Genomic DNA, 25,139 nt, shown 5'->3' on the forward strand with positions numbered 1-25,139 from the left:
AAGTGCGACAAGTGGTTACGCGTAAGTGGTGCACGACGGGCAGATCTGCGGAAACGGTGGCATTTTCCACATTCCCGCAGTGTGCCCCGTCCCTGCTGCCTAGGAGCGTCAACTCGTGAAACGCCCGCTCGCCGCCGCGCTCGCCGCGCTGGTGGCCGCTTCGTCCGCCGTGGTCGTACCGGCCACAGCGCATGCCGGTCCCGGTGACGGCTCGCTGACCGTGAAGGTCATTCGTGACGTCAACGGAAACGGCAACTACGACGCCGCCGTCGAGGTGCCGGTCCAAGGCGCTTCGGTGCTCGTCACCGACGCCGCGGGCAAGACCGCGACCGGCACGACGGACGCGTCCGGCAGCGTCGCGGTCGGCCTCGGCCCGGTGAGCGGCGGCAAGTACCGCGTGCAGGTCAACCCACCGGTGGGCAGCGTGCTGCAGCCGGCCCCCGCGGGCGGCACGCTCGAGAGCAACACGGCCTTCGTGGACGTCACCGGCGGTAAGGCCGCCGTCGTCACCACGGGCCTGTGGAACCCGGCGGACTACTGCCAGGCCAACCCGACCCTGGTGACCTCCTGCATGCGCGCCACGCGCAAGCAGGACGGCAGCAGCAACGTCAACAACGGGTCGCGTTCGCTGGTGACGTTCCCGTTCAACCAGCGCGGTGAGGCCAACCCGGCGCAGATCGCCAGCCAGGGCGCGACCGGCACCGTCTTCGGCATCGGCTACCGCAAGCAGGACAAGCGGATCTTCTCCTCGGCCTTCGCCAAGCGGCTCGCCGACTACGGGCCGGCAGGACCGGGCGGCATCTACGTGACCCCGGCCGGTGGCGGCGCGACGACGACGTTCGCCACCGTGCCGAACGCCGACGGCCCCGCGCAGCACAACCACGCCACCAACTTCGACGGCCCGTTCTTCGCCGGTGTCGGCAAGGAGGCTCTCGGCGGCCTCGAGCTCACCGAGGACGGCAGCGAGCTCTACGTCGTGAACCTGGCCGACAAGAAGCTCTACGCCTTCGACGCGACCGGTGCGACGGCGAGCGCCCCCAAGGGTTCCTGGGCGATCCCCGCAACCGCTTGCGCGAACGCGGCCGACTGGCGTCCCGGCGCGCTCGGCATCCGCGACGGCAAGATCTACGTCGGTGGTGTCTGCTCGGCGCAGTCCAGCCAGAACCGCAACGACCTGCGCGGCGTCGTGATGACGTTCGCGGGCGGCGCGTTCAGCGCGCCGATCGTCAACAAGGTGCTGACCTTCGAACGCGGTTTCGCCAAGGAGACCCGGCCGAGCAGCAACAAGTGGTACCCCTGGACCGACAACTGGGGCGCCACCGAGCTCGACGACCGGCACGAGACCTACCCGGAGCCGTTGCTCACCGACATCGGCATCGAGAACAACGGCGACCTGGTGCTCGACTTCCGCGACCGGTTCGCCGACCAGGGCGGGTACAAGATCCCGGCGCCGGACGGTTCCGGTGGCAACCACGAGAACATGTCCGGTGGCGACCTGAACCGGGCGTGCCTCGTGGGTGGCGCGTACGTCTGGGAAGGAAGCTCGGCAGCCTGCCCGAACCACAACCAGGGCTGGAACGGCGGCAACGAACCCCTCAGCGTCCTCGAGTACTACCCCGGCGAGTTCTGGGGCGTGGCGCACCAGGAGAGCTCGCAGGGCGCCCTCGCGCTCGTCTACGGCGAGGCGCGGATGCCGGCGGTCGTGCTCGACCCCATCGCCGTGCGCTCGACGGGTGTCGGCTGGTTCGACCGCACCACCGGCGAGATGCAGCGGGACGACCACAGCCACAGCTACCAGATCACCAAGCTGGAGACCGACGGCAGCGAGGGCTGGGGCAAGGCGAACGGCCTCGGCGACCTGGAAGCGCTCTGCGACCTGGCGCCGGTTCAGCTCGGCAACCGCGTCTGGTTCGACACCGACGCCGACGGCGTCCAGGACGGTGACGAGCCCGCGCTCGCGGGTGTCACGGTCACCGCGACGCCGTGCGCTGGTGGCGCGGCACTTCCGGTGAAGACCACTAACGCCAAGGGCGAGTACTACTTCGGCGCGGCCGACGGCCTGAAGCCGGAGACCTGCTACAACCTCGCGTTCAGCTTCAGCAACGTGAACGTGACGGGGCTGCCCGGCAACCCGAACAAGGCGGACCTGAAGTGGACCACCAAGGAGGCCGGTCCCGACCGGGTCATCGACTCCAATGTGGACGCTGCGGGCAAGACCCAGGTGACCACCGGCAAGGCAGGCACCGCGGATCACACGATCGACGCGGGCGTCAACGCCAAGGTCACCAACAAGCTCGGTGACCTCGTGTGGGTCGACACCAACCGCAACGGCGTCCAGGACACCGGCGAACCCGGCGTTCAGGGCGCCACGGTGGTGCTGAAGAAGGGTGACGGCACTCCGGTCGGCACCCCGAAGCAGACCGACGCGCAGGGCAAGTACTTCTTCGACAACCTCGACGACGGCGTCTACAAGGTGTGCTTCGACCTGTCGACGTTGCCCCCCCAGTACGCCGGATATGTGCTGACGGGCAAGGACCAGGGCGGCGACGACGCGAAGGACTCGGACGCCGATCCCGCCGACGGCTGCACGGCCACCACGACGCTGGGTGCGGCCAAGCGCGAGGACCTGACCCTCGACGCCGGCATTTCCCCGCCCAACAACAAGGTCGGTGACTTCGTCTGGAAGGACACCAACCGCAACGGCCTGCAGGACGGTGACGAGCCGGGTGTGCCGGGCGTGACCGTGACGCTGAAGGACGGAACGGGCGCGCCGGTCGGCACCGCGAAGCAGACCGACCCGCAAGGCAAGTACCTGTTCGACAACCTGGCCGACGGCACCTACCAGGTGTGCTTCGACATCTCGACCGCTCCGGCCGAGTACGCGGGCTACCTGCTGACGCGCCCGAACGCCGGTGGTGACGACGCCAAGGACTCCGACGCCGACCCGACGTCGAAGTGCTCGCAGACCACCACTGTCGGCCCTCAGAAGCGTGAGGACCTCACGCTCGACGCGGGTATCAGGCCGCCGAACAAGCTCGGTGACTACGTGTGGATCGACACGAACAAGAACGGTCTGCAGGACGACGGCGAACAGCCGGTGCCGAACGTGCCGGTGAAGCTCTCCGACGGCAAGACGACCACGACGGGTGCGGACGGCAAGTACGTCTTCGACAAGCTGCCGGACGGCAAGTACACCGTCTGCTTCGACATCGCGAACCTGCCGGCGCCGGTGAAGGACTTCCAGGTCACCAAGCCCAACGGTGGCGATGATGCGAAGGACTCGGACGCCGACCCCGCAACGGGTTGTGCACCCGAGGTCGAGCTGAACGTCGACAAGCCGGAAGACCTGACCATCGACATGGGTCTGGTCCCCGCGGTCAACCGTCTTGGCGACTACGTGTGGATCGACGTCAACAAGGACGGTCTGCAGGACGCGTCGGACATCCCGGTCGAGGGCGTCACGGCGAAGTTGAGCACTGGTGCGACCACGAAGACGGATGCCCAGGGCAAGTACCTGTTCAACGACCTGCCCGACGGCACCTACAAGGTCTGCTTCGACGTCGCCAACCTGCCTGCCGCGGTGAAGGACTACAAGGTCACCACGCAGAACACGGGCGGTGACGACGCCAAGGACTCCGACGCGGACGCTCAGGGCTGCACGGCGGAAACCACGCTGGGCAGCGGAAAGCGTGAGGACCTCACGCTCGACATGGGCCTGGTCTCCCCGCCGAACAAGCTGGGTGACTACGTCTGGGTCGACACCAACCGCAACGGTGTCCAGGACGGCGACGAGCCGGGCGTGCCGGGTGTGACCGTGAAGCTGGGCGACAAGACCACGCAGACCGGTCCGGACGGCGAGTACCTCTTCGACGACCTGTCCGACGGCACGTACAAGGTGTGCTTCGACATCGCGAACATGCCGGCGCCGTACCAGAGCTACCTGGTGACGAAGCCGAACGCGGGTGGCGACGACGCGAAGGACTCCGACGCAGGTGCTGACGGTTGTACGCCGGACACCTTGCTCGGCAGTGCCAAGCGCGAGGACCTGACGCTCGACCTGGGCATCAGGCCGCCGAACAAGCTCGGCGACACGGTCTGGCGTGACGACAACAAGAACGGCGTGCAGGACCCGAACGAGCCCGGTGTGCCCGGCGTGACGGTCAAGGTCGGCGACAAGACCACGCAGACCAACGGTGACGGCAAGTACGAGTTCCCGAACCTGCCTGATGGCAAGTACGTGGTGTGCTTCGACATCGCGAACATGCCCGACGCGGTGAAGGACTACGTGCCGACGACGCCGAACGCCGGCGGCGACGACGCCCCAGAGCCTGATCAGCACGATTCGGATGCCGACGTGGCAACGGGGTGCGCGCCCGAGGTCGAGCTGAACGCCGACAAGCCGGAGGACCCGACGATCGACATGGGTCTGGTTCCGCCGGTGAACCGTCTCGGTGACTACGTGTGGGTCGACGTGAACAAGGACGGCCTGCAGGACGCCTCCGACATCCCGGTCGAGGGCGTGACGGCCAAGTTGAACACCGGCGCGACCACGAAGACGGACGCGCAGGGCAAGTACCTGTTCAACGACCTGCCGAACGGCACCTACAAGGTGTGCTTCGATCTCGCGAACCTGCCTGCGGGCGTGGCGGACTACAAGGTCACGACGCAGAACGCCGGTGGCGACGACGCGAAGGACTCCGACGCGGGCGCCGACGGTTGTACGGCGGAAACCACGCTGGGCGTGGGGAAGCGCGTCGACCTGACCCTGGACATGGGTCTGGTCTCGCCGCCGAACAAGCTCGGCGACTACGTCTGGCAGGACAACAACAAGAACGGCGTGCAGGACGACGGCGAGCCCGGCGTTCCGAACGTGCCGGTCAAGTTGTCCGACGGTCAGACGACCACGACGGGTCCGGACGGCAAGTACGTCTTCGGCGACCTGCCCGACGGCAAGTACGCGGTGTGCTTCGGCCCGATGCCGGACGCGGTGAAGGACTTCGTGTTCACCACGCCGAACGCGGGCTCGGACGATGCCAAGGACTCGGACGCCGACCCGGACAAGGGCTGCACCCCTGAGGTGGAGCTCGGTGTCGGCAAGCGCGAGAACCTGACGCTCGACGCCGGCATCCACCCGCCGGCCAACGGTGTCGGCAACTACGTGTGGATCGACGCCGACAAGAACGGCCTGCAGGACGAGGGTGAGAAGCCTGTCGAGGGCGTCACCGCGATCCTGAAGGACGCTCAGGGCAAGGAGCTCGGCACCCAGAAGACCGGGCCCGACGGGAAGTACTACTTCACCGACGGGTTGCCGGACGGCACGTACCAGGTGTGCTTCGACCTCAAGAACATGCCCGCGGCCGTGGCGGACTACGTCGTCACGAAGCCTCGTGCCGGCAAGGCCGACGTCGACTCCGATGTGGACCCGGCGACGGGCTGCACGCTGACCACCACGGTCGGCGTCGGCAAGCGTCGTGACTACACGCTCGACATGGGTCTGTACGCGCCGCCGAACAGGATCGGCGACCTGGTGTGGTCCGACACGAACCGCAACGGCGTGCAGGATCCGGGCGAGCCCGGTGTGCCTGGTGTGCCGGTCAAGCTGGTCGACAAGGACGGCAAATCCGTCGGCGACCCGGTGAAGACCGACAAGAACGGCAAGTACGAGTTCCCGAACATCCCGGACGGCACCTACAAGGTGTGCTTCGAGATGGGTGCGCTGCCGGGTGCCTACGCCGGATACCTCGCGACGAAGCCGAACGCGGGCTCCGACGACGCCAAGGACTCCGACGTGGAACTCGCGTCCGGGTGCACGCCGCCGGTGACCGTGGGCGTGGGCAAGAGGGAGAACCTGACCCTCGACCTCGGCCTGGTCTCGCCGACCAACCGCGTTGGTGACTTCGGCTGGTACGACAACAACTCCAACGGGGTGCAGGACGCGGACGAGCCGGGTGTTCCGGATCTGCCGGTGTACCTGCAGGACGGTGCCGGCAAGCCGGTGGCGGACTCCAAGACCGACAAGGACGGCATGTACCTGTTCACCGACCTGCCGGACGGTGAGTACAAGGTCTGCTTCAACGCCGATCCGAAGTCTGGTCTGGTGGCCGGCCGCCAGTTGACCAAGGCGCACGTCGGTGACGACGCCAAGGACTCGGACGCCGACCCGGCGACCGGGTGCACGCACGTCACCAAGCTGGGCAAGGACAAGCGGGTCGACCTCACGCTCGACGCGGGTCTGCTGCCCAAGCCGGTGGCACCGGCGCTGGCCAGCACGGGTGCCGCGATGTGGGCATCGCTCAGCAGCGGTCTGGCCCTGCTGCTCGCCGGTGCGTTCATGACGCTGATGGCACGGCGACGCAGGTCCTGATGTGAGGTGAACGGCAGAGCTGCCCCCGGCCTTCGCCGCCGGGGGGAGCTCTGTGCCTGCTAGGGAAGGAGGTGCCGGAACGCGGCGACGAGCAGCATGCGCTGCTGGTCGACGTCCAGCCCTTCGTCGATCTCCTCGTCCGGGAGGAACTCCTTGTTGCTGTAGGGGCCGCGAGGGCCGAACGACTCGACGCGGACCGCGATGTCGACCAGGTCGGACACCAGTTCCACGGTGGACTGGTCGTCCGGGATCGGCTCGTTCTGCTGGAACAGCTCGTAGGAGAACCGCATCCCGATCGCGCCGTCGAAGGTGGCCTGCTCGGTCGGCAGCCGCAACGCCTTGAACACCGCCCGGTACAGGTCGGCGCCGGTCAGGTGCAGTGGTGTCATGACGACGTGCGTCACGCCGAGGTCGTGGCTGCGCACCGAGATCGCGACGGTCGGGCCGCCCGTTGTCGGCGGCACCGGTTGCGGGAACACGGGAAGCTCCGACTTGCGGTCCGCGCGCCAGGTCGCGACCAGGCGGTCGGGAGCCTCCACGAGGTCGATGTGCTTGCGCGGCGCGAGAAGCGGCGGCAGCGGTTCCTCGTCGAGCCGCACGATGAACAGAAAGGCGCGGCGACGCGAGATCTCGAGGTTGAACGCGGCGGTCCACTCCTCGGTGACCCAGTCGCGTTGCGGTGTGTTCGCCGACCACAGCAGGACGTAGTAGTCCGACGTGGCCAACGCGTTGTTGATGGCGGTGACCACGTTGGCGCCCGGCGCGATCTCGTTCTCGTCGAGATAGGCGTTGACGTTGCGCTCTTCCAGTTCGGCACGCAGCTGCTCGGCGTGCGGGCGGTCCTTGCCGGCGAACGACAGGAACACTTTGGGACGGGTCTCGAGCGGCACGGGTTCTCCGTTCTTCCTGAGTCTTCTGCGGAGCGGGCCCGCCTTGGTCTGAACGCCCGCGTCGCCGTAGAGCGACCAGCACGCCCAGTCCGCCGGGTGCCGGTCGGCGACCGATCTCAGCGCGTGCTGCAGGGCGCGGTCGCGGGGCAGTGTGGCCAGGTTCCGGTCGAACGCGTCGAGCACCTTCTGCGCGACCTCCGCCTCGGCCAGCCATCGCGCAGCCACCACCGCTCCGGCGCCCGCGATGATGGCCGAACGCACGAAGCCGACCTTCTCGTCGCGGCCCCGCTGCTGGGTCATGCCGGACTCGCAGGCACCGAGCACCACCGTGCCGCACGTGCTGAAGTCCATGCTTCCCAACGCTTCCGCGGACACCTTCTCCTTGCCGAACTTCAGCCAGGACTGGTCGGGGTCCCTGCGGTCGTGCGTGCCGTGGGCGTCGATGCGGACGCGGTGGAAGCGGTGCTCCTTCAGGGTGCGTTCGAGTTCCGCGGCCTCGCTGAACCTCGCGCCTTCGGTGGTGGCCCTGCGCAGGGCCGGGTCGGGGCTGAAGATCGCCGTCTCGTCGCCTCTCTGCCTGCGGGAGCGGCGGTGCAGCGGTGGCAGGGCCGAGAGGCACGGCAGGTGGGACAGGGCGTGCGTGAGGCCGAGGTACAGCCTGGTGCCGGGGACCGGGAGTCCGGCCAGCGGGATGTCCGCCAGCACGTCTCCTGCCACCACGGCGATTCTGGTGGCCTGCGCGGGCAGCGCCCTGATCACGTCTTCCAGCCCGATCAGGCTGGTCAGCTCGGTGAGCAGGGAACCGAGGATCGCCGGGTTGTACCTGGGGTTCCACGCTTTGAGCTCGCGGATCGTCTCGGTGAGCCGGCTGACGTGGACGTCGGTGGCGATGTACGTGATCCCGCGGCCGATGATCACGTGGTGCAGCTGGTCCGGTGTCGCGTGCATCATCCACACGACCTGGTCGCGGGGCAGGCGCCTGGTCGTCCTGCGCAGCCAGCGGTCGGCCGCGCGCAGGTCGGTGAACCTGGGCAGGTCGCGGGGTTCGGTCAGGATCGTGGCGCCTCGGGCCGCTTCGATCGCGACCGCCAGCGCTGCCAGCGCTTTCTTGCCGTCGCGGCGAACTCGGCGGACCGCGGCCAGCACCCGGCCGTCGTGCTCGTCCCGTGCGGCGCGCAGCATCCGGAGCTTGACGCTGGGGCTGTCCTGGTGGTCGGCGATGTCCTCTTCGATGTGATGGGACTCGTTCCAGTACTTCGCCGCCTGATCTTCGTCCCTCGCGTCGGCGAAGGTGTCGCCGAGCTTCCTGAGCGCCAGCGCTTTGAGCTCGGCGTGTTCGGTGCGGGTCGCCGCCTGGTGGAAGAGCCGGGCGGCGTGGTCGAGCCGCCCCCTGGCGTAGGCGAGCTCGGCCGCGGTCAGGTGCCAGAGCGCCGAAGTTCCTTCGCCCAGCATGCCTTCCGCCTTGATCAGCTCGTCGTCGGCGATCAGGCGGCGGACGTGGTCGAGGCGGCGTTCCGGGTTGAGCGCCTGGGTGGCGTCGGGGAGTTTCGCGAGCACTTCCGGGCCTGCCGCGGCCACCAGCAACGGGAAGAGTCTGCGCGCTGTGCCCGCCTGCTTCGTGAGGACGAGCAGGACGGTCAGCTCGTAGAGGACGGCGAACCGCAGTGAGGGCTCGATCTCGTAGCTGGTGGCGCACCTCGTCATCAGCGCCAGGGCTTCCTCGTACCGGACGTCGCGCCGCAGGACCGTGGACCGCAGGAGGAACTCGGCCGGGGTGCGCGGGGTCTGGTCGCCGGCCTTCGAGACGTGGGTGCCTCTGCGCACGTCGAGGAGGAGCCGGTCGTTGCCGATGGCTTCCAGGTACTCGCGGTGGCCCGCACGGCGGAAGTGGCGTTCGGCGGCGTCGAGCTCGCTTTCCGCGGTGGGGTAGTCGTACCGATCGGCGGCGGCCAGTGCGGCGACGCGGGCGAGCATCGCCTGCTGCAGTTCGGTGAGGTCTCGCCTGCGCAGCTCTCTCACCTCCTGCGCGGCTTTGGCGTGATCCGTTGCGGCACTGCGGATCTGGGCGCGCAGGACGCGCAGCTCGGTGTCGTCGGTGGTGAGGTAGGCGTCGCAGCGTTGGGCGGCCTTGGCGATCGCGCCCATGTTCAGCAGCGTGGCGCAGTGGTCGTGGGCGATGATCCGGCTGATCTTGGCGGCTTCCGCGTAGGCGTGGTCGACCCCGTGCACGTCACCGCGCCTGGCGGCGGCCTGGGCGGTTCTGATCGCGTTGGCGAGGGGTGTGCCGGGCTCGAGTTCCATTCAGTCCCCGCAGCCGTTCGCGGTGTCGTCCTCCGGGCAGATCAGCACGATCCGCGCGGCAGGACCGTTCGGCTTCGCCGGACCGGTGGTGGCCGGGGCGCCGGAGTTCAGCGTGATCACGATGTTGAGGCTGGTGGGCACGCCGATCCTCGGTGGCGTGTCGACCTTCGACCACTCGACGTTGCGGTAGACCCTGACGTCCGCCGGGACCGGTTGCTGCTTCTCCGCGGTGACTTCCCGGACGGTGACGGTCATGTTCTGCTGCAACGCGTCGGCTACGACCGGACCGTCCTTCGTGCCCAGTGTCGCGCGGAAGCTCTCGTTGAGGTAGAACGTGGTGCCGGGGGAGTTGAGCACCTCGCCCAGCGTGGCTTTCCCGGTGCTGACGCGGTGCAGTGGCGACTTGTCGACGTGGATGGCCTTGCCGTCGGTGATGCGCATCGTGGTGTCGCCGTCCAGAGCCTCGCGGACCCTGGTGGACCACTGATGTCCTGATGGGCTCAGGAAGATCTCGTTCTTGCCGATCATGGCGCCGACGTCGCCGAACTGCACTGCTCGCAGGAGCCCGTCCGGTTCGCCCGGCTTGGCGAGTGCGCTGGCGATCTCGCGGAGCATGGCCGCGCCTTCTTCGGCGCCGTTGTGGCCCAGCAGGGGATCGGCGCTGGAGACGGTGACATGATCCTTGTCGACGTACAGCGAGGACGACTTGCCGTCAGGGGTGTGGACCTGGATCGGGGTGCCCGTTGGAGGGCTGTTGCTGAACCGAGCTTCCGGCGGGCCGTCCCGGGTGGGGGTCAGCGTCATGTAGTCGCCGGTGGGCGGGGCTCGCGGGTTCAGTTCGGCCAGCAGATGGGTCGTGATGCCCTGTGCGTCCTGAACGCCTACGCGGAGGGCGAATCCGTCCGCCGGGGCGTCGGGTCCGACCGTGAGCCACGGGTCGTCCTTGTCGCCGATGCGGTGCTGCGTCTGGCCGTTCGCGTCGCGCTGGCTGTAGAAGACGTTCTCGTTGATGCTCTTGCCGCGCTGGATCGGTTGCAGCGCCTGGATCATGCGGTGGACCAGGCCTTTGGTCCAGCTGAGGGAGATGCGTGACCGTATCTTGCCGGCGGTGAGGGTGCCGAGGTGGTTGCCCTGGTAGTCGACGCGGTAGTCGATCTTTCCCTGCTCGGCCTTGAGGGTGGTGGCGAGCCGGCGCACGGTCGTGGCCGGCTGCATGACTTTCAGCTCACCCAACGGGATGACCTCGCGGCCGGTTGCCGCTGTCGTGGTGCTGGCTGTCCCGTTGGAGGTGGTGATGGTGCGCTCGACGCGGTCGACGACCTCGTGCTGGTTGCCGACGGTGAGCTTGGTGATCTTGCCGTTGCCGTTGTTCAGCGTGGAGGACTTGTCCATCGGTCCGGCGCGCCGGACCTGCTCCGGGAGGTCGGCTTTGTAGCCGTCTCCGATGCGGGTGATCCCGTCGCCGAGCGAGACGCCGCCGCGCACGCCGTAGAAGCCGCAGTTCTTGTAGGCCTTGGAGGGCTTGGTCAGCACGGCTTCCTGCCGGGCTGACGGCGGCTGGACCGGGCGGATGTCGCTGCGTTCCTTGAGGTCTGTGCGTTCCTGGTACCAGTCCGCGAACTTGAGGGTGTTCTTCGGTTCGGTCTCGGGGAGCTTCTTCCCCTTGCTCTGCAACCACTCCAGCGCGCCGCTCCAGCGCATGATCTGGTCGAGCCGCGCGTACTGGGCCTCGTGGTCGGCGACCTCCTGGTAGTGCTCGTCCCACCACCGCAGGCCTCTGCCGAACGCGTAGCTGGGCTCGACCTCGCCCTCCGCGCCGTCGGACCGGGAGAACAGCCGGGTGGACTGGGCGCCCAGCGAGGCCCTGTCGTTCGTGAAGTCGAACGCGTCGTCGTTCTGCCCGAACCAGAGCCTGCCGCTTTCCGCGCCGGGGCTGGTCGCGCAGTGGGCCGGTGGTGTGACGGCCTCGCTGTCCGGCACGAACCCGGTGATCGCGGGGACACCGTCGCCCACGCCGTCCACCCACTGCTTGGCGATGAGGTCGGTGTAGAAGAGGGTCATGCCGACTTCGGTGCCCTCGATGCCGCCCTCGTAGCGCGCCTCGTTGTAGAGCGGGCGGCCGCGCAGGACGTTGAGCATCGTCCACAGGTCGGTGCGGTCCGCGGGGAGGCCGCCGGCTTTCAGCTCCTCCGGTGTGGCCTGGTCGAACAGTCCTGCCTCGATGAGTTCCCGGTCGGCCTGTCCGGCGAGGAGCTCGTCGATCGTCTGCTGGGGAACGTTCTTGAGCGTTGCGTCGATGTCTTCGCGCGTCGGGGGTTCGCTCGGCGGGTCGAGGGAGAACGCCGGCTGCTCGTGCTTGGCGTAGGCGCGCTGCAGCACGGAGATGTCTTCATCCGCGAGGTCCGGGCCGGGCCAGTTCCAGCCGCCCGCCCACACCTCGTTGCCGCGAATCTCCAGCGTGGACAGGTGTTTCGCCTTGGCGAGGAACTTGCCGAGGCCGTCGTCGACGCGCTCGCTGACGTAGCCGTTCCGCGTTCGGAAGTCGTTGGTGCTCTGGGAGTCCTCGTCGGTGATGACGATCGTGCTGTCGCGGATCTCGTACCGGTGGAGCTGGACTTTCCGCGGGTCGCTGCCGGCGTCCGTGCGGTGCTGGTCGAGCAGAAGTCCGGCCGTGCGCTTGTCGTTGACGTCATCACGTGGAATCAGCAGGTGCAGGGTGTCGCCTTGGAGAAGCGCCCTGCCCGGTCCGGTCGGCTGCCTGGCGAGGTCCGCGAACCCGTTGTCCCTGATGGGAAACGCGTCGAAGAAGGCGTCCCGCATTGCCTGCGTGTCCAGGTCGAGGTGGGAGGCCAGCCCGATGCGCGCCCAGTCCCTGATCTGGTTCTCGCGGTCTTCCCCGAGCGCACTCTCCGCCGCCGCGAACGAGACGGTGAAACCTTGCTGCTGCTGTCGCAGCGCAGCCTCACCGGGCTGAAGCACGATCGCAATGCCCGCCGCAGCAATGATTGCGATGGCGGCCAACGCGATGAGAAGCGTTCTTTGGCGCATGGACGATCCTCCGTGCGTCGCAGATTAACGATCCAGACGGCCGACAGATCGTTTGTCCACTTTCTGTCCACGAACTGCCCAAACGATCTTGTCGGTGCTCCTCGGCACACTGGACGAGGCACGACCTCACCCCGCTCACCCCGACCCGAGGAGACCCTGATGTGCTGGGACTGCGACCACCCCGCCAGCCGCATGGAAGAACACCTGGCCACCCTGCGCCGCTGCATCGACGCGCGAGGCTGGGCCGTCCAGGCGATCGAACGGGACAGGGCTCACCCGCCCTGGGCCTACACCGTCGGCCTGACCCTGCGCGGCCTGCCCGAGCTGGTCGTCACGGGTCTGCCCGTGCTGGAGGCCGGCCGTCTGCTCGACGACACGGCCGAACACCTGTCGCACAGCTGCGTCCCGTCCCCGGGCCAGCGCTTCGCCCTCGAAGGCGGCCCGCTGCTGGAGGTGGTCCGCGTGGAGCGTCCATGGGCTCACCTCCTGGTGTCGGCCCGCCTGTACGGCGAGAGCATCGCCGCTCTGCAGCTCGTGCACGCCGACGAGTCTGGCCGCTGGCCCTGGGACCGGTCCTACGACGGTGTGCTGGGCGGCCAGCCGGTGCTGGGCGTGCGGGCTAGTCCACCGAGCGGCTGATCCGCCCGCCCAGGTCCCGCAGGTGCTCCACCAACTCCGGCGGCTCCTGCACCGTGAACTCACACCCCAGCAAGGCCAGGCGGAACGCGAGGTAGTCGATCGTGTCCTCGACGCTGTGCCAGGTGCACGTGCCGTCGTCGAGGGCTGACAGGTCGCCGGCGAAGTCCGCCAGCCGTGCCCGCGCCAGCTCCACGGGCAACCGCAACGTCGCGCGCGCCCGATAGGTGGGCGCCGACTCGTACATCTTCTGCGTCACGTACTCCGTGGCGTCCCCGCCCGGCGGCACGCGGTGCGCGAACCGGGCCCCGGTGGCGTGCGAGTCGGAGACGCGGTCCAGCCGGAAGATCCGCCAGTCGTCCCGTTCCACGTCGAAGGCGAGGAGGTACCAGCGCCGGCCGAGCGCTACCAACTGAACAGGCTCGACGTGCCGCCTGGACACCACACCTTCCTGGTCCACGTACCCGAACCGCACCCGTTCCCGCGCGTGCGCCGCTCCGGCGATCACCGTGAGCTGCGCCGGGTCGACCAGGGAGGCGAAGGAGGCCGTTCCAGGCGCGGTGGCGGACGTCAACGACGACACCCGGCGCGCGAGCCGCGGCGGCAACACCTGCTGCAACTTCTGCAGCGCCCTGAGCGATGCCTCGGCAATGCCCGCCACCGGCTGCCGCGCGGCCGTCCGCAACCCGACCGCGATGGCGACGGCCTCCTCGTCGTCGAGCAGCAGCGGCGGCATCGCCTTGCCCGCCACCAGCCGGTACCCGCCGAGCACGCCCATCGAGGCCTCGACGGGATACCCGAGGTCGCGCAGCCGGTCGACGTCGCGCCGCACCGTCCGCGACGTGACGCCCAACCGGTCGGCCAGCTCACTGCCGGGCCACTCGCGCGGTGTCTGCAGCAACGAGAGCAGGCGCAACAACCGGGCCGCATCACTCATGCCGACGAATCTAGGCCCGAACTAGGACCTTTTCAGACCTAGATGGGTTTTACGGTCGCCCGGACAACGACGAAGGGGCCGGCCGGAGAACGTCGTGGCTGGTCAAGGGAGGAACGGGCTGATGAGCGGGATGGCTGGGAGGCCGCGCGGGTGTGCGGCCGGGCTGACCGAGGGAAGGACGGGCTGATGAGCGTGGTGGCTGAGGGGCCGCGCGGTGTCGTGGTGACGCGGGGTTGCGTGCCGGGGCTGCTCGAAGACCGCATGGCTGATCTGGTCGAGGAAGGGGAAGAGCGATGAACGTCGTGCCCGAGGGCTATCACACCGTGACACCGTGGCTGATCACGCAAGGCCGCACCGCCGAGCTCATCGACTTCATCGTCGAGGTGTTCGACGCGACCGAGCTGGGCCGAGTCGGCGAGCCCCCGGAGATCGGCCACGCCGAGGTTCGCATCGGCGACTCGGTGGTGATGCTGTTCGACGTCCCCAAGTGGCCGAAGACCCCGGCCTTCCTCCGCCTCTACGTCGCCGACGACGCCGAGACGCTCAAGCGCGCCACCGACCGGGGTGCGCGCGTCGTCACCGAGCCGACCGAGCTGTTCTGGGGCGACCGGGTCAGCAGGTTCGCCGACCCGTTCGGCAACCTGTGGTGGCTGCACCAGCGCGTCGCGGAACCGAGCGCGGAGGAGTTGAACGCCAGGATTCAAGACCCGGCGTTCGTCAAGGCGATGGAGTACGTGCAGAGTGCGGACTTCACTCCGGCGAGGTGAGCCAGTCCGAGCTGCGTCAGTCCGAGGTGATCCAGTCCGAGGTGGACCGGTGCCGGCCGAGCCCTACGGCGTCGAACTCGTCGTGGTGCGAGCCCTTCACCACACCGAGCCGCCGCAACGCCAGGGAGATCGGCGATACCGGCGGAACGGGGTCGTCCTCCTCCTGCACGAGCGGTCCGAGCACACGCCGACCGTGTTCCCAGACCTGTGCCTGTTGCGACCCGCACCCACCGAAGAACTCGGCCTCGACGAGAGCGACGGGCCCGGAAAGCGACCACTGCGCCAACACGTTCTCGCCGGGCATCGAGGACAACGGCAGCAACACCAGGTCCTGGCCGAGCGGAACGACTCGCGAGTTGAGCACCCCAGAGGGCGCGATCACCGCCTGCAGCACGTACATCAGCCGGTGACCCGTTCCCGCTCGTCCGCCGTCAGCGTGGGCTCCGGCGACACCTGCCGCCGGGGCCCGCGGAGGGTCGCCCACACCACCTTGGGGCTCACCAGGTTCGCCATCGGCCCCGACAACGTGAACGCGTCGAGAAACGCCCGAGTCACCGCGGCCTCCGAAGTGGCCGTCCGCACCAGCCGATCCACGTACCGCTGCAAAACCCGCCCTGCCAACGGCAACGGCTTGCCGACCGCACCCGGATACAGGATGTCCTGGTTGGTCGCCATCGCCCAGGCCCCGTCGACCACCTTGCCGATGTCGCGCTGGATCCGCTGAGCACCGTGCCCGGCCGACAACCCGGCGTTCAGGGCCTGAGCACTCTGCGCCGCGATGGACATCCCATGGCCGTAAACGGGGTTGTAGGTCGCCACCGAGTCACCCAGTGCCAGCAGCCCGGCAGGCCAGGACTTCAAGCGCTCGAAGAAGTTCCGCCGGTTGGCAGTGCTGTGCGACCCGTACACAGGAGACAACGGCTCAGCGGAAGCGATCAGCTCACCCACCACCGGATTCCGCACGGACTGAGCGAACGACACGAACTCCGACTCGTCGGTGGAAGGCTCCCCGCCCCGAGTCCCGGACAGCGTCACCAGCCACCGGCCGTCCTCGATGGGCAGCAACGTGGCCGTGCACCCGGGATGCGGATCCCGCGGATTCGCCTGCACGTTGACGATCGGAAACCCGGACGAGGCCGAAGCGGGAGCCCGGAAGATCCGCGTGGCATAGGCAAGTCCGGAGTCGACGCTCTCGGAGTGCACGTCGGGCAGCCCGAACGACGACAACCAGGCAGGCAATCGCGACCCTCGCCCGGTCGCGTCCACGACCAGCTGAGCCTCCAGCGAGATCTGCGCGCGGGAGATCCGATCCTCGACCAGCACACCGGAAACCGCGTCACGATCACCGAGCAGCGACACCGGCTCGGTCCCGGTCAGGACGGAGATCTTGTTGTCCCGCAACGCCTGGCTGCGCACGACCCAGTCCAGCAACCCGCGGCTGCACGAGACGATGAACTGCATCTCGGGAAACCGCGGCACCCAGCCCTGAGCGCTCAACGACACCAGGTCGTTGGGCACCCCGATCCGGTGCGCGCCGGCGGCGAACAGCGCGTCCATCGTCCCGGGCAGCAACGACTCGATCGCGCGGGCGCCACCGGACATCAGCAGGTGCGCGTGCCGAGCCTGCGGCACGCCGGAGCGGGTACCGGGCCCGTCCGGTAACTTGTCGCGCTCCACGACGGTGACCTCGTCGAAGTGTCTGACGAGGACGGACGCCGCGAGCATGCCCGCGAGCCCTCCTCCGAGGACAACGGCGTGTGTGGGTGCCATCTACTCTTTTCCCCCTGCTGCTTCCACGCGTGCTGCGTCGGCGACGGCGGCGACCACTATCGGCGAGTGCTGGAACGCGCGCGAGATGCGCACCCACCTGTCGTGCTCGGCGGCGAGGTCCGTGCCGTCGACGATCTCCGAGGCCGGGCGGCGCTTCGCAGGACGAGAGCGCCCTTCGGACGACCCCGCGGCACGCAGCTGGGCGGCTTCCACGACGGCGGCGACCTCGTCGGACGGCAGCGAGGCCTGGTGTGCCAGCGAGGTCGCGGCCTCGCCGACCGAGAGGTCGAAGTACGGCGTCAAAGCCCAGCGCCAGTCGTTCAGCTCGATGATCTGCCGCCGCACGCGGTGGTGCGGGTTGAGGAACTTGCCCGGCGCCACCAGGACGATGCCGGGGTTCACGTGCACCAGAGCGCGGTGCAACGGCCGCAGCGCGAAGTACGTCCGCCAGCGCCGCACCCACAACGACGGCGACGGGCGGCGCGGACCGAGCACCGGCAACGCCATCGCGATCACCAGCGGGATCATCGACAGCGACGCCATCAGCGGCGCGGTCAGGCTCAGCACGTCGAAGCTGCGTTCCCCGGCCCAGTCCATCAGCAGCACGAAGAGCTTGATGACCGCGAACGCCATCGGGAACAGCGCCGCCGCGCAGTACCAGCGCAACCCGAGGGCGAGCCACGGCCGGGCGGAGATCGCCGGGTCCCGCGAGCCCTGCCAGCAGTGGTAGGCCTGGCCGCCGCAACCGATCCCGGTGGCCACGAAGTAGATGAACAGGAACACCGCCACCGTCGGCTGGGTGGCGTAGTAGGTGTCGAAGTCGACCTGGCGTTCCTCGCCGAGCTCGGACTTGAAGAACAGCACGATCATCGCCGCGACGATCGAGGCGTAGCTGATGATGATCAGCCGGACGCGGTGCCACGCCTGGACAGGTGGATACCGCCAGTACAGCACCAACGCGAACGCGGCACCGGCGAAGCACACCACGAGGCTGTAGACGAGCAACGCGGCGAAGTTCGGCACGCCGGTGGTCCAGTTGATCCAGGTGATGTTCGCCGGCGCCGCGAAGAACACCGCGAACGCCGAGAAGAACACCGTGGAGATCAACGCGACGACACGGGGGCTGCCCCAGCTCGACCTCAGCGCGCGGATCTTGTACGCGAGCAGGAGCAGACCGACGATGCCGCACGAGAGGTAGATCAGGTTAAAGATCGCCACGACGCACCCAGCGAGATCTTCCTTCGAGAGACTCGGCCACCCGGCGCACGTGCGCGGGTTCCTCGGTGGCTGCCGTGTCGGCCCACACCCGGTGTTCGGTGAGGCGCTCCAGCAGGTGGTCGGCGAGGTTCTCGGCCTCGCGTTCCTCGTCCTCGGTCAGCGTCGTCCGTCCGGCGATGATCTGGGCCATGCGCGGCAACAGGTGCGGCGCGAGCTTGCGCATGCCCTCGCTGCGGCCCAGCGCCACGGGCTGGTGCTCCAGCAGCACGTGCGCGAACTCGTGCAGCAGCACGTGCAGGCGGTGGTACCAGGACGGGGAGTCGGCGCAGATCACGAGGTACGTGCCGTTCTCGAGCAACGCGGTGGCGCCGCTCAGGCAGACGGCGTTCGTGATGGCGGCGAAGCGGACGTCGACCGGGCGCTCGAGCCGTTCGCTCATCAGCTCGCAGACCCGGCGGCTCGCTTCCTGATGCGTGGCGTCGGGCGGCAGGCCGAGATCACGGGCGACCTCGTCGACCAGCTTGCGCAGTTTCCTGCGGTTCACCCGTCGCCTCCTCTCGGTGTCGTCTGCAGCGGTCCAGGCTGAGATCTTCACGCGGTCGTCGTCATCATCAAGTGTGGTCCGCGGACGTACGGCGGCTGTTCAGCGGGAACGACCAGCCCTCGCCGACTTCGAGAGCCTGCCGGAATCCTTCTACCGCAGCGGCCCTGGCCTGCGGGGACAGTTCGCCCGTACGTTCGGCCAGACGGGTGACGAACTCGACGACGCCGAGCTCGCGCAGCGCCAGGAAGTCGGTCAGCTCCGAGTCGACCCTCGCCGCGAGGTCCTCGTCGAAGAAGTACGCGGGGTCGGCGCCGAAGTGGTCGGCCAGGCCGAGGATGTGCTTGAGCCGCGGGTTGTCGCTGGTGTTGCTCAGCAGCTCGCGGATGTAGCTCGCGGAGATGCTGCCGAACTGGCCGGACGAGCTGATCGACGCCGCGACCTCCTCCGGCGACCACGGTCCGCGGTCCGGCGGGTGGACGGCCTCGAACAGCGTGCTCAACGCGGTGGCGCGCCAGCCGGGCTGCTCACCGGGGTGCAGCTCGCCGCGTCCGCCGAGGAACACAGCCGGATGCACGCCGAGCGCGCCGGCGAGGTCGACGATGGCCTGGCAGGTCGGGTTGTCCTTCACGCCGAGACGCAGCTGCGAGATGTAGCCGTGCCCGATGTCCCCGCCCCGTGACTTCACGGCCGCGGCAAGCGCTACGTTGGTCACCTTGCCTTCGCCGTTGGGCGGGTTGTTGCACAGCTCGTTGAGCACCTCGGCGAACGGCCTCACGCGACACCTCCGCTGGAGCGACCCCTGGCCAGCGATCATTCCACTGTTGTGGAACCACGAGAGCATATGGCATCACAGGGGTTGAATCCACCTGTCCGTAGCCCTATGATCACACTCCGCCGCTTCAACTGATGTGTCGCGTTTGATCCGAACGACGTCACTTGAGTTGAAGGGGGCAGTTCGAGCCAGTCAGAGCTGAAGTCTGGGGGGACTCATGGCGACTGCGCGGATGGGGCTTCCAGTGGACCACGGTTCTCTGCGCCTGCACGACGAGAGCGCTCCCTCGCGCTGTGGTGCGTGCGCGCAACCGGTCGGCGCGTGGGCGACGGACCGCCTGACCGGCCTGCTTGGACGGTGGGGCTGGGACGACCAGGCACCCGCGATGTACCGCCGTGCCCAGCGCCGGTGGGAGCAGGTCGCTCTGCTCATGATCGACCTCGACCGCTTCAAGAAGATCAACGACGAGTACGGCCACCCTGCGGGCGACGTCGTGCTGAGCGACGTGGCCGACGTCCTCAAGACCCACACGCGCTCGTCGGACCTCGTGTGCCGGTACGGCGGCGACGAGTTCCTCGTGCTGCTGCCCCGCGCCACGGCCGGTGAAGCGACTGTCGTGGCGGAACGGATGCTGCGCGGAATCCGTGCGCTGCAGACCGAAATCACCACCAACGACGGCTACGGCATGACGTTGTACGGCCAGACTGCGTCCATCGGCGTCGCGTCGCACGTGCCGAGCGGCGACGACACGCTCATCGACCTCGTCCGCGACACCGACGCGGCGTTGCAGCGGGCGAAGCGCAAGGGCCGGGCCCGCGTCCACGTGCACGACCCGAGCGCGTTCACGGCCGAGCGCACCACCGATGCCTCGGCGCTGCACCACCTGCTCGCGTTGCAGGACCTGATGAGCGGCGACCAGCTGCCGCACGTCCTGGTCGCGCTGTCCGACGGCGCCAAGGCGTCGGAGGAACTGGCCACGACGCTGGGCCCGAAGGTGCACCACACGCTGGAGCGCCTGCAGGACAACGGTTTCGTGCATCGCCGCGCCGGACGCTACGAGCTCACCGCCGCCGCTCGCGAGTGGATCACCGACGTGCTGCCCGCCGTGGCCGCGTGGACGAACCGGCACCACGGACGCGGTAACTGACGTAGTTTCTCGCTCCGTGCGAACAGATTTGCCGGCCGTCCTGCGGTCGGCCCGCCCCGGCGACGTGATCGAACTGCCGCCGGGCCACTACGACGGAGAGTTCGTTGTAGACCAACCGGTCGAACTGCGGCCACTGGACGGACCTGGCACCGTCACGCTGTCCTCCAGCACCGGCAACACCTTGATGCTGCTGGCCGACGCGACGGTCCGCGACCTGACCGTCGTCGGCAAGGCGTGGGGTGCCGCGGCGATCGAGGTCACCGGACGGGTGGCGCCGCGGATCCGGAACTGCGACATCAGCGCTCCCGGCCACATCGCGTTCCGGGTTCGTGCCGGAGCGCGGCCGGAGGTCACCGAGTGCCGGATCGGCCAGGCGCTGCACGGGCTGCGCGTCGAGTCGGCGGGAGGCGAGTTCCGGCGTTGCGAGTTCGCGGACACCGGCCTCGCCTCGGTGGTGGGGGCGCCGGGAGCGGACGTCCTGATCGCGGACTGCCGGTTCGTGCGTCAGGGCGGCTACGCCGTCTTCGCTGAACGGAAAGGCGCGATCACGTTGCGCCACAACGACTTCGAAGGTGGACCGGTCGCCGCAGTCAAGACGCTCGGACGCGTCGAGGTCGTCGGCGGCGTCGTGCACGGTGGTGTCGGTAGCGCGCTGGAGGTCGAGGACGGCGTGCTGACCGCGACCCGCGTGCGGGTCGAGAACGTTGGTGCCGAAGGGGTTCTGGTCACCGGCGGCGAAGGCCTGTTCACGTCGTGCCGGTTCACGGGAACGCACGGGCCCGCGGTCTGGATGATGGGCGGCAGGGCTCGCTTCGACGAGTGCGAGGCGATCGACTCCGACCGCGACGGGTTCCTCGTGGTGGCCGGGGAGGCGGACTTCTTCCGCTGCGTGGCGCACAACAACGCCGGGCAGGGCTTCTCGTTGCTGCACAAGGCTTCGATCACCGAGTGCGGCTCGTTCGGCAACGGCCGTCCGGACGAGGTCGGCGACCCCGTGGTCGAGCGTTCGGACGGGCCCGCGTTCCGGGTCGGGGCGACCGGGTTCCACTCGATCTACGAGGCGATAGAAGCCGCTGAGCCAGGAGACGTCATCGAGATCGACCCCGGGGAGTACGTGGAAGCGGTCAGTCTCGGCAAACCCGTGGAGGTCCGTCCGGCCGGAAGTCCCGGCAGCGTGCGGCTGAGCGCGGGGGAGCCGCACGTGCTGGCACTCGGCGGCGGGGTGAGGTTGCGCGACATCGTGCTGTCCGGCTCCGTGTGGGTGGCGGGCGAGGCCGTGCTGGAGCGGTGCGAGGTCGCCGAAGGCCGCGTCAACACTGGTGCCGGCAGCTCTCTGTCCTTGCGGGACTGCGACCTGCGCGCGGCGGTGACCGCCAACGGCGCCCTGACGATGATCGGCTGCACGGTGACGGGGTCCAGGGGCTTGAGCGTCATGGACCCGCAGTCCGTCGTGGACATCCGCGACAGCGTGTTCGAGGACATCACGGACACGGGGATCTACGTCGGCGCCGGCCACGTCACGATCTCGAACGTGCGGATGCGCCGGCCGAGGAACGGCCTCCGGATCTACGGCAGCACGGTCGAGGCCACCGGGCTCACGATCAGCGAACCCGCCGACACCGGCATCACGGTGTACGACGGCACAGCCCGCTTCACCGAGTGCACCGTCACCGACGCTCCCGCTCAGGGCGTGCTGGTGTGCGGCGGTGTCACCACCTTCGACCGGTGCCGGTCCATCGGCAGCGGAGTCACCGGCTTCGAGATCGCCTCAGGCACCTCGACGCTGACCCGGTGCGTGGCCGGGGACGGCCGCCACCTCGGTTTCTACGTCTCCAAGAAGGCGGACGCCACCCTCGTCGACTGCGAGGGCTGAGCTCAGGCCAGCTGGGCCAGTCGCTGCTCGACCTGCTCCACCGACGCGTGCCCGCGTGCGAGCGCGAACGCGTCGTTGCCGCGCACGGCGATCAACGTCGGGAAGCTGCTCACGCCGAGACGTGCCGCTCGGGCGAAGTCGGCGTCGGGCTCCGCGGTCTTGAACGCGCGCACGACCGCGTCGGAGTCGAGGCCGAACGCGTCGGCGATCGTCCGGTAGGTCTTCGCGTCCGACAGGCTCAGGCCGTCGTGGAAGAACGCCTTCTGCATGGCGATCGCGAGCTCGGCCACCCGTTCCGGCGCGGCCTGGCGCAGCGCGATGAGCCCACGTGCGGCTGCCTCGGAGTCCATGACGAACGAACCCTCGTCGAGCACGGCGTTGAAGGCGTCGCCGAACTGCGCGCCGGTCCGCTCGGTGACCTGGACGTTGGCGCCCTTGATGAACCCGAACTCGCGGATCGGCACGCGCCGTTGCCCGGTGAACAGGCCGCCGGACACCACCTCGACGGGCAGGTCCGGGTGCCGCGCGATGACCTCCTCCAGCGTGCCGGAGAAGGCGTGCGACCAGCCGCAGTAGGCGTCGAAGACGTAGACGAGCTTCACGATGGGTACAAAGTATCTGACTCGTCAGATATTTCCTGCTGTGACCCGGCTCACTTCAGCGGCGGCAGTGCGTCGCGCGCCGCGTGGCTCAGCAGCTTGAGGTCCTCGGCGAACCGCTCTCGGTGGTCGGCCGGCAGTGGGGCGAGAAAGTGCCTCTTGATGTTCTCGAGGTGCACGTTCGACGCCTGGACGAGGGTTTCGGCACCTTTGGGCGTCAGCGTGGCGAGACGGCTGCGCTTGTCGGTGGGGTGCGCGCCCCTCGCGACCAGGCCTTCGCGTTCCAGCCGGTCGATCACCCGCGTGGCACCGCCCGTGGTCAGGACCTGCTCCTGGCTGATGGCCCGCATCGACATCCCGGGCTCGCCGGCCCTGGCGAGGATCAGCAGTACCTCGAACTCCAGGTGCGTGAGCCCGCACTCCTGCTCCAGCGCCCGGCCGAGCAGGTGCTCCAGCCTGTTCGCCGCCCCCTGCAACCGCCCGAACGCGAGCATCACCGCGTGGTTCGCCGCGTCCTGGGGTGTCTCGATGTCCACGGGTCCCCGCTCAGTGGGTGAAGATCGTCACGGCCTGCTGTGCCAGCCACCGCTCGGCATCATCCCAGGACCAGCCGCACTCCTTGACCAGTGTCCGCCACGCCCCGAAACCGAAGCAGAACCACAGCACATCCGTGGCCTGCTCGACGTCCTGGTGCAGAAGTCCCTTGTCCCGCAGGTGTTCCGCGACGTCCTTCAGCGCGTTCCGGTACTCCGTAGTGCTCTTCTCCCACATCACGGCGCCGTCCTCGTGCACCGGAAGAGCCGCGTACAGCACCTCGACGACCTGCTGCTCGGCCTCGTTGCCCGCGCGCGTTCCCTTGGCCAGCAACGTGAGCGCGGTGGCCAGGTCCTCCGTCTCCCGGATCCTGTTCGTGGTCGACGCCGAGTCGCTGCGGGCGATGGCCTCGTCGAAGATCTGGTGCAGGATCTCCGACTTGCTCCCGGCGCTCGAGTACACGGTCTGCGGAGCCACTCCGGCCTGCTTGGCGATGTCCGCGACCGTGACCCGCGCGTACCCCTTGGCGGAGAACAGCTCCACGGCCGAGCGCAGGATGTCCCGCCGGGTGCCGGCGGCGTCCTGCGCGCGGCGCGGAGAGTGGTACGACCTCGTCATAGACCAGCTTCCATCATGGCGGCCACCTCGTTCGCGTCCGGCATCGCGGCGATCTCCTCGGCGATCGCGGTGGTGTTGTTCCTGAAGGTGGCATCTTGCAGCACCGTCCGCACGGCCGCCACCAGCGCCTCCGGCGTCTGCGACGGCGGGTCGAGCGCGATGCCCGCACTCGCCGCCGCCACCCGTTCGGCCTGGAAGAACTGGTCGGCGCCCTGGGGCAGCACCACCAGCGGTACACCCTTCATCAGCGCGGCCAGCGTGGTGCCGGCTCCGCCGTGCGTGACCACTGCGTTCACGCCGTCGAGCAGGTCTTCCATCGGCGTGAACCCGACGAACGCGACCCGTTCCCGGTCGACGTCGAACTCCTCGGGCTTCGCCGCCAGTCCCAGTGTCACCACGACGTCCGCGTCCACAGTGGACAGCTCCCGCAGCAACGGGCTGAGCTTCGCCGGGTCGCCGAACCACGTTCCGAACGTCACCAGTACCCGCGGCCTGGCCGACATCGCGAGCTTCGTTCCTGCCTCGGCCGGCACCCGGAACGCCTCGGGCCGCAACGGCAGCCAGCCGTCCGGCTGCTGCCATTCGTCCGCCCGCATGGACGCGGGCCAGGTGTCCAGCAGCCACTTCCGCGGCTGCCACGGCAAGTCCCGCGCCTCGTGCTGCGCGCGTGCCCTGCCCTCCATGGCCTCGGTGAACACCGGCGGGAACGGTGGTCCGAACATCAGGGTCGCGACCGGCGCACCCGTCCGTGCCGCCACCAACGGCCCGACGAAGTCGCCCGCCTCGGACACCACGAGATCCGGCCGGAAGTCCTCCGTCACCGCGAACGCCTCGTCCACCGTCAGGTCGACCCGCGTGCCCGCGAAGAACTCGGCCACCGAGTCGGGAGTCGGCGCACTCGCGGGATCGGCCCCGGTCCGCCGCGCGACCTCGGCGAACAACGCGTCCGGCATGGGTCCGGCCGCGCGCAGTTCCAGCCCCTGGGCGGCAACGACCGGTGCCATGCCCGCGGCGGTCAGCACGGCCACCTCGTGCCCGCGCTCCTGGAACGCGCGGGCGAGGGGGAACAGCGGCAGCAGGTGGCCGTGCTGCGGAATGCTTGAGAAGAGGATGCGCATATT

17 protein-coding genes are annotated in these 25,139 nt (G+C 68.8%); 5 read left to right on the forward strand and 12 right to left on the reverse strand.

Annotated features, from left to right (window positions below; genetic code table 11):
* The first annotated feature begins 115 nt into the window (after positions 1-115).
* Entirely contained in the window at positions 116-6,364 is a 6,249-nt protein-coding gene (locus tag ABZ345_RS25530) for an SdrD B-like domain-containing protein (protein WP_359853504.1), read from the forward strand.
* A gap of 59 nt (positions 6,365-6,423) precedes the next feature.
* Here the strand turns inward: ABZ345_RS25530 and ABZ345_RS25535 are convergent, their stop codons facing one another.
* Positions 6,424-9,555 carry a TIR domain-containing protein gene (locus ABZ345_RS25535; RefSeq protein WP_359853507.1) on the reverse strand — a complete coding sequence of 1,044 codons (3,132 nt, stop codon included), beginning with the start codon at positions 9,553-9,555 and terminating at the stop codon, positions 6,424-6,426.
* Entirely contained in the window at positions 9,556-12,603 is a 3,048-nt protein-coding gene (locus ABZ345_RS25540) for a hypothetical protein (RefSeq protein WP_359853510.1), read from the reverse strand. It lies immediately after the preceding gene.
* A 159-nt stretch (positions 12,604-12,762) separates the two neighbouring features.
* On the opposite strand from ABZ345_RS25540, the gene ABZ345_RS25545 reads away from it, so the two are divergent.
* The gene (locus ABZ345_RS25545; protein ID WP_359853513.1) at positions 12,763-13,242 is read left to right on the forward strand and encodes a DUF4262 domain-containing protein; all 480 of its coding nucleotides are present in this window, start codon (positions 12,763-12,765) and stop codon (positions 13,240-13,242) included.
* Here ABZ345_RS25545 and ABZ345_RS25550 read toward each other — a convergent pair.
* Complete coding sequence (locus ABZ345_RS25550) at positions 13,223-14,176, reverse strand: YafY family protein (protein WP_359853516.1); 954 nt, start codon at positions 14,174-14,176, stop codon at positions 13,223-13,225. The genes ABZ345_RS25545 and ABZ345_RS25550 overlap by 20 nt on opposite strands.
* 293 nt (positions 14,177-14,469) lie before the next feature.
* Between ABZ345_RS25550 and ABZ345_RS25555 the strand changes: the two genes are divergently transcribed.
* Complete coding sequence (locus tag ABZ345_RS25555) at positions 14,470-14,943, forward strand: VOC family protein (RefSeq protein ID WP_359853519.1); 474 nt, start codon at positions 14,470-14,472, stop codon at positions 14,941-14,943.
* Positions 14,944-14,959: 16 nt separating this feature from the next.
* Here ABZ345_RS25555 and ABZ345_RS25560 read toward each other — a convergent pair whose 3' ends face one another.
* The 5 genes from ABZ345_RS25560 to ABZ345_RS25580 all read right to left on the reverse strand — a co-directional run bounded on the left by ABZ345_RS25560 (position 14,960) and on the right by ABZ345_RS25580 (position 19,250).
* A complete protein-coding gene (locus ABZ345_RS25560; protein ID WP_359853522.1) occupies positions 14,960-15,343 on the reverse strand; it encodes a hypothetical protein in 384 nt (127 codons plus the stop codon).
* Positions 15,343-16,713: an FAD-dependent oxidoreductase gene (locus tag ABZ345_RS25565; RefSeq protein ID WP_359853525.1), complete on the reverse strand. Its 1,371-nt coding sequence runs from the start codon at positions 16,711-16,713 to the stop codon at positions 15,343-15,345. Before ABZ345_RS25565 ends, ABZ345_RS25560 begins: the two co-directional genes overlap by 1 nt.
* A complete protein-coding gene (locus ABZ345_RS25570) occupies positions 16,714-17,931 on the reverse strand; it encodes an MAB_1171c family putative transporter (protein WP_359853527.1) in 1,218 nt (405 codons plus the stop codon). It lies immediately after the preceding gene.
* A complete protein-coding gene (locus ABZ345_RS25575) occupies positions 17,918-18,475 on the reverse strand; it encodes a hypothetical protein (protein ID WP_359853530.1) in 558 nt (185 codons plus the stop codon). The genes ABZ345_RS25570 and ABZ345_RS25575 overlap by 14 nt, the downstream gene beginning before the upstream one ends.
* A 67-nt stretch (positions 18,476-18,542) precedes the next feature.
* Positions 18,543-19,250 carry a hypothetical protein gene (locus ABZ345_RS25580; protein ID WP_359853532.1) on the reverse strand — a complete coding sequence of 236 codons (708 nt, stop codon included), beginning with the start codon at positions 19,248-19,250 and terminating at the stop codon, positions 18,543-18,545.
* 241 nt (positions 19,251-19,491) lie between these two features.
* Here ABZ345_RS25580 and ABZ345_RS25585 point away from each other — a divergent pair, with 241 nt between their 5' ends.
* Positions 19,492-20,394, forward strand: coding sequence for a GGDEF domain-containing protein (locus tag ABZ345_RS25585; protein WP_359853535.1), 903 nt, complete (start codon positions 19,492-19,494; stop codon positions 20,392-20,394).
* 16 nt (positions 20,395-20,410) lie between these two features.
* On the forward strand, positions 20,411-22,267 hold the full coding sequence (locus ABZ345_RS25590) for a right-handed parallel beta-helix repeat-containing protein (protein WP_359853538.1): 1,857 nt from the start codon (positions 20,411-20,413) through the stop codon (positions 22,265-22,267).
* Between the two features lie 2 nt (positions 22,268-22,269).
* Here ABZ345_RS25590 and ABZ345_RS25595 read toward each other — a convergent pair whose 3' ends face one another.
* Genes ABZ345_RS25595 through ABZ345_RS25610 form a run of 4 tightly spaced genes read right to left on the reverse strand, consistent with a single transcriptional unit; the run spans position 22,270 to position 25,136 of the window.
* Positions 22,270-22,869 (reverse strand): DsbA family protein, encoded by a 600-nt coding sequence (locus tag ABZ345_RS25595; protein WP_359853541.1) that lies wholly within the window; start codon positions 22,867-22,869, stop codon positions 22,270-22,272.
* Positions 22,870-22,919: 50 nt separating this feature from the next.
* Positions 22,920-23,402 carry a MarR family transcriptional regulator gene (locus ABZ345_RS25600; protein ID WP_359853544.1) on the reverse strand — a complete coding sequence of 161 codons (483 nt, stop codon included), beginning with the start codon at positions 23,400-23,402 and terminating at the stop codon, positions 22,920-22,922.
* 10 nt (positions 23,403-23,412) lie between these two features.
* Entirely contained in the window at positions 23,413-24,018 is a 606-nt protein-coding gene (locus ABZ345_RS25605; RefSeq protein WP_359853547.1) for a TetR/AcrR family transcriptional regulator, read from the reverse strand.
* The gene (locus tag ABZ345_RS25610; RefSeq protein WP_359853549.1) at positions 24,015-25,136 is read right to left on the reverse strand and encodes a glycosyltransferase; all 1,122 of its coding nucleotides are present in this window, start codon (positions 25,134-25,136) and stop codon (positions 24,015-24,017) included. The genes ABZ345_RS25605 and ABZ345_RS25610 overlap by 4 nt, the downstream gene beginning before the upstream one ends.
* Positions 25,137-25,139 lie beyond the last annotated feature (3 nt).

The sequence above is a fragment of the Lentzea sp. NPDC005914 genome, assembly GCF_040629405.1.
In the GTDB taxonomy this organism is placed as follows: Bacteria; Actinomycetota; Actinomycetes; order Mycobacteriales; family Pseudonocardiaceae; genus Lentzea.